The sequence below is a fragment of the Burkholderia torrens genome (assembly GCF_984668525.1).
The window spans coordinates 1,411,413-1,424,619 of sequence record NZ_OZ480211.1; the positions used below are offsets into that span (position 1 = coordinate 1,411,413).

Genomic DNA, 13,207 nt, shown 5'->3' on the forward strand with positions numbered 1-13,207 from the left:
GCCGTGCGACCGCCCTGACGGCCCGCTCAATCCGACGAGCAGACGATCGCGGTCAGGAACGGGAACGCCTGCTTGACGGTTGCGTCGCTGCCGGCCTTGCGCACGGCTTCCTCCACCGAACTCTTCGTGCCGCGCACGACGACACCGTAGGCCCAATCACCGATCGGCGTGCCGTCGCCCGGACGGAAGATCGGGTCGTTCGCCTGATAGCCGAGCACGACGTAGACGCCGAAGCCGTACGCCGTCAGCGCGTGGTTCGTGCGGAACGCGTTGACCGAGTTCGATTCGACATGCATGGGCTCCGACTGGATGTCGCCGGCGGCGAGCAGCGGCGCGACGAACTTGTGGCCGGTCGAATGGCAGTCGAGCGCATCGTCGAGCGCCTTGGCCGACGCGGTGCCGGCGGTCGCCAGCGCGAGCAGAGACGCGCAGAAGGCGGTCTTGAGAATGTTGTTTTTCATGCGCGGGTGCAGGTTGTTCACGCGCATTATCGCGTGTTCCTGGAAGTGTCGCGCGGGGGTTGGCGGGCAGAGGCTCGTGCGGTGTCGCGTCGGTGCCCCAATGAATTTCTACAATGAATTGAAGTGCGCGAGCAGGGGCATGTGCGGGCGATACATGGGCCCAGAAACGGAAAAGGGGCTACGGTGTTTAACCGTAACCCCTTGATTCCTTGGTCGGAGCGATAGGATTCGAACCTACGACCCTCTGATCCCAAATCAGATGCGCTACCAGGCTGCGCTACGCTCCGACGAGCCAAAGATTATATCGGTTCATGATCGATCAGGTCAATCACGATATGCGGGTAAATGCCGCGGCGGCGAACCGGCCGCGATTTGCGACAATTCGCATGGTAATCGGCCGTAACCGTGCGCATGGGCGCGCACCGCTCGCCGACGCAAGGAGAACATCATGATGAACCTGATCCTGTGGCGCCATGCCGAAGCCGAAGACTACGCGTCGAGCGATCTCGCGCGCCAGCTGACCGTCCGTGGCCGCAAGGACGCGCAGGCAATGGCCAAATGGCTGCGCGGCAGGCTCGAGACGAACAGCGTGATCCTCGCGAGCCCGGCGGCCCGAACCGTGCAGACGGTCGAGGCGCTGACCGACCAGTACCGGACCGTCGATGCACTCGCGCCGGGCGGCAGCGTCGACGACGTGCTGGAAGCGGCCGGATGGCCGGAAGGCATCGCGCCGACGGTCGTGATCGTCGGACACCAGCCGACGCTCGGCAGCGTCGCCGCGCAACTGATCGCCGGCAGCGACGACAGCTGGAGCGTCAAGAAGGGCGGAATCGTGTGGCTGGCGAGCCGCACGCGCGACGGCAGCCGGCAGGCCGTATTGCGGGCGGTATTGACGCCGGACCTGGTGTGAAGCCCGGCTGAATTGGTTTGAAGGGATTGATCATACGGTTTCGCAAGCTTTCTGCTAAAGTCAATTCGGCGACACGTCATTGAAAGGACACAGTCGTGCCACATAACGGTCACGGCCGATTACTACATTGGCGGGCATGTCGTCCTATTCCTTACGACCAGGAAAGCCTAATGCGAGAACTGCCGACGCCTACGCTCCCTTTTGCCTCGCTGCCCCTCGACACGTCGCGGCGCCACCTGCCGCGCGCCAGTGAAACCGTCACATCGGAGTATCGCCTGCGCGCCGCATGGGCGCGTACGGAAGACGAATTGCGCGAAGCCCAGCGCCTGCGCTACAGCGTGTTCGCCGAAGAGATGGGTGCGCAGGTCAGCGGCCCGTCCGGTCTCGACGTCGATCCGTTCGACGCGTACTGCGACCACCTGCTGGTGCGCGATCTCGACACGCTGAAAGTCGTCGGCACGTACCGCGTGCTGCCGCCGCATCAGGCGGCGCGTGTCGGCCGCCTGTACGCCGAAGGCGAATTCGACCTGTCGCGCCTCACGCACCTGCGCGGCAAGATGGTGGAGGTCGGCCGCTCGTGCGTGCACAGCGACTACCGCAGCGGCGCCGTCATCATGGCGCTGTGGGGCGGCCTCGGCGCGTACATGATGCAGAACGGCTACGAGACGATGCTCGGCTGCGCGAGCGTGTCGATGGCCGACGGCGGTCACTATGCGGCGAACCTGTACCAGTCGCTGTCGGCAGGGTCGCTGACGGCGCCCGAATACCGCGCGTTCCCGCACACGGCACTGCCGGTCGACGAACTGCAGACGGGCACCGTCGTCGCGCCGCCGCCGCTGATCAAGGGCTACCTGCGTCTCGGCGCGAAGATTTGCGGCGCACCGGCTTGGGATCCCGACTTCAACTGCGCGGATTTCCTGACGCTGTTCCGCCTGTCGGACATCAACGCGCGCTACGCCCGCCACTTCCTGGGCTGAGCCGTCTGAACCGCGCCGCGCCCGTGCCGGGTGCGCGCAAGCGAACGCCGTCGCGCGGCAATGGCCACGCGACGGCGTTCATTCATTCGACCCTGATAATTTCCGCGGTACGCGGTTCCAAGCACGCCACTGGAATGGCGCGTTTCAGGACGGCCCGGGTTCGATCCGGACCGGACTGCGGGGTAGCTCGCTCAGTGCTTGCGCCGCCAGTCGAGCAGGTGATGTTCCGCCATCCAGTGGTGGATCATCCCTTCGCCGCCGTGGCTGCGCTTGTATTCGCGCGACTCGAAGTACGACAGCGCGACCAGCACCATCAGGCCAATGAACAGGCCGATCAGGCCCGCAATTTCCTCAGTCGACATGGCAGCCTCCTTTCCGCGGCACCGCGCCATGCGTACATAGTAGGACATGCGCGGCGCGACCCTGAAACCGGATTTCCGTTAGACTCGGCGCGGTCCCGGCGCGCGATGGGCGCACCGTTTTCCGGAGCCATACCCGATGACCCGTTTCATGCTGGCCGTGCTGGCCGCATCCTTCCTCGCCGGCTGCGGCAGCGATCCTCGTCAGGCCCGTCGCGGCCACCCGCCGGAAGATCCGGCCGACTATCACGGTGTGCCGACCGACATGACGCCGCCGTCGATGCTCGACGCGCCGTCGCCGAAACCGACGCAATGACGGCTCGGCCAGGCCGACGTCACGCGCGGCCGGTGGACGCGGCGTGCGCGTCGGCGCCGATGCGCCGCAGCAGCCCGGGCAGGTAGCGCGCGAGTGTCGCGCCGCGTGCGGCCATGAACAGCAGCAGCGCGAACCAGAGGCCGTGATTGCCGAACGTGCCGACGGCCGCGAGCGTGGCCGCGACGAAAATCGAGAACGACACGACCATCGCGCGCATCAGCGATTGCGTCTGCGTGGCGCCGATGAAGACGCCATCGAGCAGGAAGCCCCAGACCGACACGATCGGCGAGATCGCCGCCCACGGCAGGTAGCGCAGCGCGACGGCGCGGATCTCGGCCTGATCGGTCAGGCGCGCGACGATCCAGCCGCCGGCTGCCCAGTAGACGAGCGTGAACAGCAGCGCGCCAAGCGCCGACCAGAGCAGCGTGACGTGCACGGCCTGCCGGAATGCGCGGCGGTCGCGCGCGCCGGCCGCCGCGCCGACGAGCGCCTCGGCCGCATGAGCGAAGCCGTCGAGGCCATAGGCCATGAAGGTCTGGAAATTCAGCAGCAGCGCATTTGCCGCGAGCGTCGCGTCGCCCTGTTTGGCGCCGAGGTGCGCGAACCAGCCGAACGCGCCGAGCAGGCACAGCGTGCGCAGGAAGATGTCGCGATTGAGCGCGATCAGCCGCTTGAGCGCGGCGCGGTCGGCGAGCGCACGTACCGCGATCGGCGCAAGGCCGCGCGGGCGCAGCCGCCACAGCATCCATGCACCGAGCGCGAAACCGCAGGCATCCGCGGTGGCCGTTGCGGCGCCGATGCCGGCGATGCCCCAGCCGAAGCCGTACACATAGAGCAGAACGGCGCCGATGTTCACCGCGTTGATGAACACCTGCGCGACGAGCGCGAGCCGCACGCGCTGCATGCCGAGCAGGTAACCGAGCACGACGTAGTTCGCGAGCGCGAAGGGCGCGCTCCAGATTCGCGCTTGGCTGTACGCGAGCGCCGTCGCGCGCACGGCATCGCTGCCGCCGAGCGCGGACAGCGCGAACGACAGCAGCGGCACCTGCAGTGCGAGCACGGCGCTGCCGAGCGCGAACGCGACAATCAGCGCGCGCAACAGGTTCAGGCGAATACCGGCGGTGTCTCCGGCGCCATGCGCCTGCGCGACGAGGCCGGTCGTTCCCATCCGCAGGAAGCCGAACCCCCAGAACACGAAATTGAAGAACAGCCCGCCGAGCGCGACGCCGCCGAGATACTGCGCGCCGTCGAGGTGACCGGCGACGGCCGTGTCGACGGCGCCGAGGATCGGCTGGGTCAGGTTCGCGAGGACGATCGGGAAGGCGAGCGCGAGGACGCGCCGGTGCGTGACGGTAACCGAGCCGGCACCGGCCCCCTGCGGTAACGCGGATTTGGACATGGCGAACGCGTCAGGCGCGTTCCTGCACGCAGACCCACGGCGAAACGACGACCGCCCACAGCTCCGGGTTGCGCGCCGCGAAGTCGGCGGCCGTTTCGGCCGGCATGCGGGCGACGAGGCCGGCCGACAGCCAGCGCGTGACCTGTTCGGCATCGTCGCTGGCGACCGCTTCCGCGACGCTGACGAGATCGAGGTCGCGCGCGACGGAGAGCAGCTTGCCCTGCGCGAAGAAGCGTTCGAGATCGCACCAGTCGATCTTGGCGGTTTCGCCGAGGAGTTTGGCGTAGAGCGGGCTGTGCGACGCGCCCGCGGCGGATGGCTGATCAGAGGACATCGGTTTCTTGGAAAGACTGCGTGGCGCCACTATAAACCATCCGGCCGCACGGGCCGAGCCGCCGGCGGATGGCTCACGCGTCGCGCAGCGCACGGCGCACGATCTTGCCGGTCGCGGTCATCGGCAGGCTGTCGACGAACGCGATCGCGCGCGGATACTCGTGCGCGGCGAGCCGTGTGCGCACGTGTGCCTGCAGCGCGAGCACGAGTGCGTCGTCGCCGACGTGGCCGGAGTTCAGTACGACGAACGCCTTGACGATCTCGGTGCGCGTCGCGTCGGGCACGCCGACGACGGCCGCCATCCGCACCGCCGGATGCGTGAGCAGACAGTCCTCGATCGGGCCCGGGCCGATCCGGTAGCCGGCGCTCGTGATCACGTCGTCGTCGCGGCCGACGAAGCGCACGAAGCCGTCGGCGTCGATCGTGCCCGTATCGCCGGTGAGCAGGTAGTCGCCCGCGAACTTGTCGCGCGTCGCAGCCGGGTTGCGCCAGTATTCGAGGAACATCACCGGATCGGGGCGGCGCACCGCGATGCGGCCTTCGACGCCGGGCGGCAGCGGCGTGCCGTCCGCATCGACGATCGCGACCGCATGACCGGGCACCGCCTTGCCGATCGCACCGGGCTGCGCGTCGAACAGTGCCGCGCACGACGACAGCACCATGTTGCACTCGGTTTGCCCGTAGAACTCGTTGATCGTCACGCCGAGCGCATCGCGGCCCCACGCCGTCAGCTCGGTGCCGAGCGATTCGCCGCCGCTCGCGACCGATTTCAGCGACAGCGCGTAGCGTTCGCGCGGCGCCGTAACGGCGCGCATCAGCTTCAGCGCGGTGGGCGGCAGGAATGCGTGCGTGACGCCGTGACGCGCCATCAGCGCGAACGCGGCGTCGCCGTCGAACTTCTCGAAGCGGCGCGCGAGCACCGGCACGCCGTGATGCCATGACGGCAGCAGCACGTCGAGCAGGCCGCCGATCCATGCCCAGTCGGCCGGCGTCCAGAACAGGCGTGCATCGCGCGGGAAGCATTGCTGCGACATCTCGACGCCCGGCAGGTGGCCGAGCAGCACGCGATGGGCGTGCAGCGCGCCTTTCGGTTTGCCCGTGGTACCGGACGTGTAGATGATCACCGCCGGATCGTCGGCGGCCGTGTCGGCCGGTACGAAATCCGGCGTTTCGGCGGCAAGCGCCGCGTCGTAGCGCAGCACGCCCGGCGCATCGGGTGTATCGTCGCCGACGCAGTACATGGTGTGCAGCGACGGCAGCTGCGCGCGCAGCGGTGCGATTTTCGCGTAGCCGGCCGCGTCGGTGACGAGCGCGGCGGCCTCGCTGTTCGCGAGCCGGTATTCGAGCGCATCGACGCCGAACAGCGTGAAGAGCGGCACCGCGATCGCACCGAGCTTGTATGCGGCGAGGTGCGCAACGGCCGTTTCGGGGCCTTGCGCGAGAAAGATGCCGATCCGGTCGCCGCGTCGCAGGCCGGCGCGCGCAAAGCTGTTCGCGAGCCGGTTAGAAGCATTCTTCAGGTCGTCGAACGTGAGGCGGAACACGTCGCCGTGCGCCGTTTCGTAGATCAATGCGAGGCGTCCGCTGCCGTCGGCCCATTTGTCGCAGACGTCCACGCCGATGTTGTAGCGGGCCTGAATGTCCCACCGGAAGCGGGAGAGCAGGTCGTCGTAGCGGTCGGCGGCGGGCAGCATCGCATTGTCTCCTGGGTGTCGATCGTGGCGCCGGGCGTATCGCTTACATCAGGTTTTCACGCAGGCGAATCCACAATGGTGTCTGCTGATAGGGAATGTTCGGACTCGTCCAATAGCCACGGCTCAGTGCACGATTCCACAATGACGCATAAGATCAAGTCAAAACAGTGATGTGACCATGGATTTGCTTCTGATAGCTGCGGGGTTCAGCCTGATCGGAATCGGTGTGCTGGTGGCGTTTGCTCGTCACGTCGATCCGTTGTCCGGCCGTTTCACCGGACGTCTGCGCAAGCGCTGACTCAACCATTTCCCGTTTTCGCCGCGACGGCACGCGATGCGCGCCGGCATCGCGTGTCGTCCGTCGTGCGCTCAACGCGCCGGCAGGTAGCGTGACGGGTCGATCGACCGGCCGCCGTAGCGCAGCTCGAAATGCAGCGCGACGCGATCGCTGTCGCTGTTGCCCATCTCCGCGATCGACTGTCCCTGCGTAACCGACTGGCCTTCCTTCACCAGCAGCGCGCGGTTATGCGCGTAGGCGGTCAGGTAGTCGGCGTTGTGCTTGAGGATGATCAGGTTGCCGTAGCCGCGCAGCCCGTTCCCGGCATAGACCACGACACCCGGTGCGGCCGCGACCACCGGCGTGCCCGGTGAGTTCGCGATGTCGATCCCCTTCGATTTCGAGCCGTCGAACGTCCGGACCACGTTGCCGGCCGCCGGCCAGATCAGCCCGATGCTCGTGGCCGGCTTGACGGCCGATTCGACCGGCGCGGAAGGTGCCGGACGCGCGCGGCCGGCGCTGCCGGTGCCGGTGGTCGACGGCGTCGATGCGGTGGTCGTGCCGGGCGGCGGCGCGACGCGCAGCACCTGGCCGACTTCGATCGCGTCGGGGTTCGTCATCTGGTTCCAGCGCACGACGTTCTGCACCGACGTGCGGTTGTCGCGCGCGATCTTGTAGAGCGTGTCGCCACGCTCGACGCGATAGAACCCGGGGCCGACGGGCGCGGAGCCGCACGCGGCGAGCAGGGCGGCGCAGGCGGCTGCGAAGAGTCGCTTCGTTGTTGTTCCGAACATTGAACCTCGCAAAACCCTGCCGCGGGTGACGCGGCAGGCAACACAAAACGTCCGATTTTAACGGGTTCGACCCGCGCACCGCAGTTTGGGCCGTTGTCGGGGCCGTCGCGTGCCGGTTTGGCGGCCCGCGTATCAGCCGGCGAGCGGATGCACGCGAATGCGCAGCGCGGCCGTTTCGGTTGCGCCCGGCGCGAGCATGCGCAGCCCGAGGCCGTTGTGGATGGCGTCCGGCAGGCCGAGCCACGGCTCGACGCAATAGAAGTCGGAATCCGGCTTTTCGGTCCAGGTCGTGACCGCGTACCACGGGATCGAGCCCGGCACGTCGAGCGCGATCTCGATCGTGCGGCGGCGGCCCGGCATCACGATGCGCACCGGTGAAGACGGTTCGCCGTCGAGGCAGTGGAAGCGGTCGACGATGTCCGGATCGTCGAGGCGGTAATGCGCTTCACCGGGTTCGAGCGGGCTGATCGAGCCGTCCGCGTGCTGCTGGCAGGTGCGGGTCGGCGGCAGTTCGAGCGTGGTTTCGGCGCGTTCGCCATGCGGCAGCGCGAAATAGAAGTGGTGGCCGGCGTAGTAGGGCAGCGGCGTGTCGCCGCGATTGGTCGTCGTCAGCGCGACGTCCAGCGTGTGCGCGTCGGCCAGCCGGTAGGTCGTCTCGAACCGGAAGTCGAACGGGTAGCTCGCGCGCAGCGCGTCGCTTGCGTCGAGCGTCATCGACAGCGCGGCGCCGTCGGCCGACGGGTGCGCGTCGAACGGCAGGTCGCGCGCGAAGCCGTGCATCGGCAGGTCGCGGACCACGCCGGCGGCGTCGCGCCAGCGGCCGAGTTCGCCGTCGACGCGGTGACGACCGAGGAACGGGAACAGCAGCGGATTGCCGCCGCGCACGCGGGCGAGGTTGCTCCAGTCGGCCGTTTCCGGCCAGAAGATGACCGGTTCGCCGTCGACGTGCCAGGACAGCAGGCGGCCGCCGAATTGCGGAGCGACCCGGACGAGCGACGGGCCGGCGTGAAGTTCGTGGATATCGTGTTGCTGGAAGATCGGCATGGCGAATCGGATTGGACGGGTGGACGGAGCAACGCGCGTTCCATTATCGGGCCGCGGCCGCTCGGGGAAAACCCTTCTCGGGAAATTGCGAGTTTTTAAGACTGTCAACGGTCTGGATAATGCATCTAAACCGGTGATGTTGCCGGGTCATGACACTTCGTGGAGGGGGCCATGGATCTGGCAATGGCAATGGGAATCGCACTGTTCGGCATGTTCACCGGCAGCACGGTATTATTTTTCTATCAGCTCGGCCGCTGACGGCAATTCCTGCCGAAGTCGACAGGCCCGCCATGCAAATGGCGGGCTTTTTGCTTTCTGCGTGCTTACAAATTGCAAGCGTTTGTGTGCATTGCCGCAATAAGCTGCCAAATGCCTTGGCGCAGTAATCCTGGCTCGGCATAATCAGGGCGCGTTTTTTCGGACGCGCATCGCGTCGTCCGTCTTTCTTCCCGCTCAATCTCGACTAAAAGGACCGACGCGTGAGTCTCTGGTTTCTGGTATTCCTGAGCGTCCTGCAGGGCGTCACCGAACTCTTCCCTGTCAGCAGCCTGGGCCATACGCTGCTCGTGCCGGCGCTGTTCGGCATGCATATCGACAAGCACGCGCCGCAACTGCTGCCCTTCCTCGTTGCGCTGCACCTCGGCACCGCGCTCGCGCTGCTGTGGTACTTCCGCGCGCGCTGGATCGCGCTGATCAGCGGCTTCTTCGCGCAGCTCGGCGGCCGCAAGAACGACGACGGCCACCTGATGTGGGCGCTGATCATCGGGACGATCCCGACCGGCATCGTCGGGCTGCTGCTCGAGAAGCGTATCGAACGCGTGTTCCACGACCTGCGGATCGTCGCGATCGCGCTGATCGTGAACGGCGTGCTGCTGTGGCTCGGCGATCGCATCCAGCGCAGCCGCGCGCACCAGGCGCCCGAGAAGATGACGTTCAAGCAGGCGTTCTTCGTGGGTCTCGCGCAGATCGGCGCACTGATTCCGGGGTTCTCGCGCAGCGGGCTGACGATGATTGCCGGCAATGCGGCTGGGCTGACGGCGGAGAAGGCAGCGGAATTCTCGTTCCTGCTCGGCACGCCGATCATCTTCGCGGCGGGTGTGCTCGAACTGCCGAAGCTGTTTCATGCACGCGACCAGCTTGCCGACGCGCTGCTCGGCGGCGTGCTGACGGCGATCGCCGCGTACCTGAGCGTGCGGTTCCTGATGCGCTATTTCGAAGGGCGCGGGCGGCTCGCGTCGTTCGGCGTGTACTGCGTGATCGCCGGGGTGTTCTGTCTCGGCTGGTTCATGCTGCATCCGCAGCCGGTTTGAGGTTGCGATGGCTCGCGTCGCGTGATGTGACGCGATGATCGGGTATAATTTCGGGCTCGGTTCCATACCGGGCCCGTTTTGTTTCGGAGCGTTGAGTTCGGCGGTGCGGTTGTTGCCGTGCGTGACTCGAAAGCCCGATGCCGAATGCGGTCCGCGAAAGGCCGTGTCTTTTCTCCGCGACCGCCCTTAGCTCAGTTGGATAGAGCAACGGCCTTCTAAGCCGTAGGTCACACGTTCGAATCGTGTAGGGCGGGCCAGTTTGATTGCTTGACGACCTTCACGGGCCTGCCCGCCCGGGCAACGCAGCCTCATCACTCCACCGTCACCGATTTCGCCAGATTCCTCGGCTTGTCGATATCCGCGCCGCGCAGGCACGCCGCGTGATACGCGAGCAATTGCAACGGCACGACGTGCAGAATCGGCGACAACAGCCCGTAGTAATCCGGCATCCGCAATACCGACACGCCTTCGCTGTTGTCGATCCGCGTATCGGCATCGGCGAACACGTAAAGCTGCCCGCCACGCGCCCGCACTTCCTGCATGTTCGACTTGAGCTTCTCCAGCAGTGCATCGTTCGGTGCGATTGTCGCGACCGGCATCGTGTGCGTTACGAGCGCGAGCGGCCCGTGTTTCAGCTCACCGGCCGGATACGCTTCCGCGTGGATATACGAAATCTCCTTCAGCTTCAGCGCACCTTCGAGCGCGATCGGGTAGTGCAGCCCGCGCCCGAGAAACAGCGCGTTTTCGTGCTGCGAGAATTCCGCCGCCCAGCGCTCGATCTGCGGTTCCAGCCCGAGCACGTCCTCGAGCGCGCCAGGCAATCGCCGCAGCTGCATCGTGTAGCGCGCGAGTTGCGCGTCGTCGACGTAGCCGCGCAGCCGTCCGAGCGTGACGGCAAGAATGAACAGCGCGACGAGCTGCGTCGTGAACGCCTTGGTCGACGCAACGCCGATTTCCGGGCCTGCCCGCGTCAGGAAGCGCAGGCCGGTCTGGCGCATCATCGCGCTGGTCGGCACGTTGCAGATCGCCAGCGTGTCGATATGGCCGAGCGCCTGCGCGTACTTGAGCGCGGCGAGCGTGTCGGCGGTCTCGCCGGATTGCGACACGCTGACCACCAGCGTGTTCGGCATCGCGAGCGCATCGCTGTAACGGTATTCGCTCGCGATCTCGACCTGCGCGGGGATGCGCGCGATCGTTTCGAGCCAGCGGCGCGCGGTCAGGCCGGAATAATGGCTCGTGCCGCACGCGAGAATCAGCACGTTGTCGATCTGGTCGAACGCCCGCGCGGCATCCGGGCCGAATACGGCCGGATCGAACAGCCCCGCGTCCGGGATGGTCGCGGCCACGGCCTGCGGCTGCTCGAAAATTTCCTTCTGCATGAAGTGCCGGTACGGCCCGAGCTCGACCACACCCTGCGCGGATGAAACGGTCTGGATCGCGCGTTCGATCGGTGTACCGGTGCGATCGAGCACCCGTACGCCGCCGGGCGTCAACTCGACGATGTCGCCTTCCTCGAGAAAGATGAAGCGGTCGGTAATGCCGGCCAGAGCGAGCGCGTCGGACGCGAGAAAGCATTCGCCGTCCTTCACGCCGACGACGAGCGGCGAGCCGGCGCGCGCACCGATCAGCCGTTGCGGCTCGTGTTTGCTGAACACCGCGATCGCGTAAGCGCCGTGAAGCTGGGACGTCGCATCGCGCACGGCGGCGAGGAGGTCGCCGCGATACTTGCTGTGGATCAGGTGAGCGACGACTTCGGTGTCGGTCTGGCCGTCGAATTCGTAGTGCTCGTCTGACAGTTGCTTGCGCAACGTTTCATGGTTCTCGATGATGCCGTTGTGCACGAGCGCGATCTCGTCGCGAGAGAAGATCGGGTGTGCATTGCAGGTTGCCGGCGCGCCATGAGTCGCCCAGCGCGTGTGCGCGATACCTGTGCTACCGGTCAGGCCGGCGCTGCGCACGTGGGCGTCGAGATCGGCGACGCGCGACATGCTGCGCTCCCGGCGCGCCTGGCCGTCGACGACCGTCGCGACGCCGCATGAATCGTAGCCGCGATATTCAAGGCGGCGCAAACCTTCAATCAGAATCGGGACGATGTCCCGTTGCGCGACCGCGCCGACGATGCCACACATGACACGTCTCCTTCCCTGTCAATTTTTCTGGATCGCATGCACGCTGTGTCAGCGCGACGCAGTCTCCGTTGCCTCGGCCGTCGTGAAGCCGCACTGAGCGGGCGCGACGGGGTCGGCCATCCTGCTTTCGAATGCGAGATAAAGCGATTCCTCCAGTACGTTCCAGTGCGCACCATGCCGGTACGGGCCCGATCGCGCATGCCAGCAGGCGACCGTGTTCCAGTCGTTCATCTTGAGTGCGACCAGCGCAATCAAGCCCCACGGATAATCGCTGCCGGCCAGTTGCAGCCAGGTCTTGCCGTATTTCTGCATCCACTGCGCATAGATCGCCTCGTTCGATTGATCGGGAACCTGGATCCCCGACAGGAGCGGGAAGATCTGCGCGACTTTCGCCGGATAGAAGGTCGTGTCGCTGATGCGCTGCGTGCTCGCTCGAAAGCCGGATTGCGTGCCGCGCCAGAACACCTTCAGGATCGCGGACGAGAGCCGGTCGGCGCGCTGGCGCCACGGGCTCGCGTGCGTGTTGTCGGCATGCCGGACGTAGTACGCGGCGAGCGCCTGGAACGCGCTGTGGACCTCGACGTTGTCCATGAGCAGCGCGACGTGCAGCGTGGACGAGATCTGATAGACGCCGGTTGGCTTGCTGAGCAGCGTGTCCAGGTGCGCGCCCGCGTGGTTCAGGCTGAGTTCCCATGCGGCGGGCATGCCGTCGGGCGGCGCGAAGCGGGAGAGCAGTTCGATCCAGGTGGCCATCATCGCGTCGTCGGCGTCGGCTTCCGCGCATGCGCTGTACTGGCCGCTCTTCAAGCAGTAGCGATCGAAGCCGCCGTCGGGGCGCTGACGCGGCAACAGCCACGCGATCCACGCGAGTGCGGCCTGGTGGGTGTCGAGCCCGGCGTCGGCGGCGGCGAGCAGCGCCTTCGCCGCGAAATACGGATCGACGCCTGCGCCGTTCAGGCGCACGGTGATCGCGCCGTCGGGGCGCTGGTAGAGTCCGTTGAGCTGGAGCTCGGCGGCGCCCGCGTGCAGCGCGAAGCCGAATGCCGACACACAGCAGGCAACGCACCACAGGCGGCATAGCCGGGCGGTGGCCGCCACGCGTGCGCGTGCGGCCGGGAACAGCGCGGGCCGGTTCATGATCGGGGGCTCCTGCGCGGTGGTCCTGCGCAAATGCCGCCGGGCGCGACGTTGGCCGCGTCGCGCG

Annotated in this window: 13 protein-coding genes and 2 tRNA genes; 5 read left to right on the plus strand and 10 right to left on the minus strand. The window is 66.7% G+C overall.

Annotated features, from left to right (window positions below; translation table 11 throughout):
- Positions 1–26: 26 nt before the first annotated feature.
- Both AC5LXX_RS06555 and AC5LXX_RS06560 read right to left on the minus strand, forming a co-directional pair.
- The gene (locus tag AC5LXX_RS06555; RefSeq protein ID WP_493410869.1) at positions 27–461 is read right to left on the minus strand and encodes a hypothetical protein; all 435 of its coding nucleotides are present in this window, start codon (positions 459–461) and stop codon (positions 27–29) included.
- Between the two features lie 210 nt (positions 462–671).
- Positions 672–748, minus strand: a tRNA-Pro gene (locus AC5LXX_RS06560).
- 161 nt (positions 749–909) lie between these two features.
- Here AC5LXX_RS06560 and sixA point away from each other — a divergent pair.
- Positions 910–1,371, plus strand: a complete 462-nt coding sequence (sixA, locus tag AC5LXX_RS06565) for a phosphohistidine phosphatase SixA (RefSeq protein WP_124453915.1) — start codon at positions 910–912, stop codon at positions 1,369–1,371.
- Between the two features lie 170 nt (positions 1,372–1,541).
- On the plus strand, positions 1,542–2,348 hold the full coding sequence (locus AC5LXX_RS06570; RefSeq protein ID WP_034206968.1) for a GNAT family N-acetyltransferase: 807 nt from the start codon (positions 1,542–1,544) through the stop codon (positions 2,346–2,348).
- 191 nt (positions 2,349–2,539) lie between these two features.
- On the opposite strand, the gene AC5LXX_RS06575 is transcribed toward AC5LXX_RS06570, so the two are convergent.
- Positions 2,540–2,710, minus strand: coding sequence for a hypothetical protein (locus tag AC5LXX_RS06575; protein WP_179948935.1), 171 nt, complete (start codon positions 2,708–2,710; stop codon positions 2,540–2,542).
- Between the two features lie 136 nt (positions 2,711–2,846).
- Between AC5LXX_RS06575 and AC5LXX_RS06580 the strand changes: the two genes are divergently transcribed.
- Positions 2,847–3,023 (plus strand): hypothetical protein, encoded by a 177-nt coding sequence (locus AC5LXX_RS06580; protein ID WP_493410870.1) that lies wholly within the window; start codon positions 2,847–2,849, stop codon positions 3,021–3,023.
- A gap of 19 nt (positions 3,024–3,042) precedes the next feature.
- On the opposite strand, the gene AC5LXX_RS06585 is transcribed toward AC5LXX_RS06580, so the two are convergent.
- From AC5LXX_RS06585 to AC5LXX_RS06605, 5 genes are all read right to left on the minus strand, one after another.
- Complete coding sequence (locus AC5LXX_RS06585) at positions 3,043–4,422, minus strand: MATE family efflux transporter (RefSeq protein WP_493410871.1); 1,380 nt, start codon at positions 4,420–4,422, stop codon at positions 3,043–3,045.
- 10 nt (positions 4,423–4,432) lie between these two features.
- Positions 4,433–4,756: a DUF2288 domain-containing protein gene (locus AC5LXX_RS06590; protein ID WP_309287269.1), complete on the minus strand. Its 324-nt coding sequence runs from the start codon at positions 4,754–4,756 to the stop codon at positions 4,433–4,435.
- Between the two features lie 73 nt (positions 4,757–4,829).
- On the minus strand, positions 4,830–6,449 hold the full coding sequence (locus AC5LXX_RS06595) for an acyl-CoA synthetase (protein ID WP_493410872.1): 1,620 nt from the start codon (positions 6,447–6,449) through the stop codon (positions 4,830–4,832).
- A 369-nt stretch (positions 6,450–6,818) separates the two neighbouring features.
- Positions 6,819–7,520, minus strand: a complete 702-nt coding sequence (locus AC5LXX_RS06600) for a peptidoglycan DD-metalloendopeptidase family protein (RefSeq protein ID WP_124453906.1) — start codon at positions 7,518–7,520, stop codon at positions 6,819–6,821.
- A gap of 132 nt (positions 7,521–7,652) precedes the next feature.
- Positions 7,653–8,564 carry an aldose epimerase family protein gene (locus AC5LXX_RS06605; RefSeq protein WP_493410873.1) on the minus strand — a complete coding sequence of 304 codons (912 nt, stop codon included), beginning with the start codon at positions 8,562–8,564 and terminating at the stop codon, positions 7,653–7,655.
- Between the two features lie 479 nt (positions 8,565–9,043).
- On the opposite strand from AC5LXX_RS06605, the gene AC5LXX_RS06610 reads away from it, so the two are divergent.
- Positions 9,044–9,874, plus strand: a complete 831-nt coding sequence (locus AC5LXX_RS06610; RefSeq protein ID WP_059649338.1) for an undecaprenyl-diphosphate phosphatase — start codon at positions 9,044–9,046, stop codon at positions 9,872–9,874.
- A 180-nt stretch (positions 9,875–10,054) separates the two neighbouring features.
- Positions 10,055–10,131 (plus strand) — tRNA-Arg (locus tag AC5LXX_RS06615).
- A 54-nt stretch (positions 10,132–10,185) separates the two neighbouring features.
- On the opposite strand, the gene glmS is transcribed toward AC5LXX_RS06615, so the two are convergent.
- Both glmS and AC5LXX_RS06625 read right to left on the minus strand, forming a co-directional pair.
- Entirely contained in the window at positions 10,186–12,003 is a 1,818-nt protein-coding gene (glmS, locus tag AC5LXX_RS06620; RefSeq protein WP_493410874.1) for a glutamine--fructose-6-phosphate transaminase (isomerizing), read from the minus strand.
- 48 nt (positions 12,004–12,051) lie between these two features.
- Positions 12,052–13,140 (minus strand): hypothetical protein, encoded by a 1,089-nt coding sequence (locus AC5LXX_RS06625; RefSeq protein WP_493410875.1) that lies wholly within the window; start codon positions 13,138–13,140, stop codon positions 12,052–12,054.
- Positions 13,141–13,207: the final 67 nt, after the last annotated feature.

Bases quoted from the DNA above. Each gene is read 5' to 3' on its own strand.
- AC5LXX_RS06575 (WP_179948935.1), bottom strand. From the start codon at position 2,710: ATGTCGACTGAGGAAATTGCGGGCCTGATCGGCCTGTTCATTGGCCTG.
- glmS (WP_493410874.1), bottom strand. From the start codon at position 12,003: ATGTGTGGCATCGTCGGCGCGGTCGCGCAACGGGACATCGTCCCGATT.
- AC5LXX_RS06605 (WP_493410873.1), bottom strand. From the start codon at position 8,564: ATGCCGATCTTCCAGCAACACGATATCCACGAACTTCACGCCGGCCCG.
- AC5LXX_RS06555 (WP_493410869.1), bottom strand. From the start codon at position 461: ATGAAAAACAACATTCTCAAGACCGCCTTCTGCGCGTCTCTGCTCGCG.
- AC5LXX_RS06590 (WP_309287269.1), bottom strand. From the start codon at position 4,756: ATGTCCTCTGATCAGCCATCCGCCGCGGGCGCGTCGCACAGCCCGCTC.
- AC5LXX_RS06600 (WP_124453906.1), bottom strand. From the start codon at position 7,520: ATGTTCGGAACAACAACGAAGCGACTCTTCGCAGCCGCCTGCGCCGCC.
- AC5LXX_RS06570 (WP_034206968.1), top strand. From the start codon at position 1,542: ATGCGAGAACTGCCGACGCCTACGCTCCCTTTTGCCTCGCTGCCCCTC.
- AC5LXX_RS06580 (WP_493410870.1), top strand. From the start codon at position 2,847: ATGACCCGTTTCATGCTGGCCGTGCTGGCCGCATCCTTCCTCGCCGGC.
- sixA (WP_124453915.1), top strand. From the start codon at position 910: ATGATGAACCTGATCCTGTGGCGCCATGCCGAAGCCGAAGACTACGCG.
- AC5LXX_RS06595 (WP_493410872.1), bottom strand. From the start codon at position 6,449: ATGCTGCCCGCCGCCGACCGCTACGACGACCTGCTCTCCCGCTTCCGG.
- AC5LXX_RS06625 (WP_493410875.1), bottom strand. From the start codon at position 13,140: ATGAACCGGCCCGCGCTGTTCCCGGCCGCACGCGCACGCGTGGCGGCC.
- AC5LXX_RS06585 (WP_493410871.1), bottom strand. From the start codon at position 4,422: ATGTCCAAATCCGCGTTACCGCAGGGGGCCGGTGCCGGCTCGGTTACC.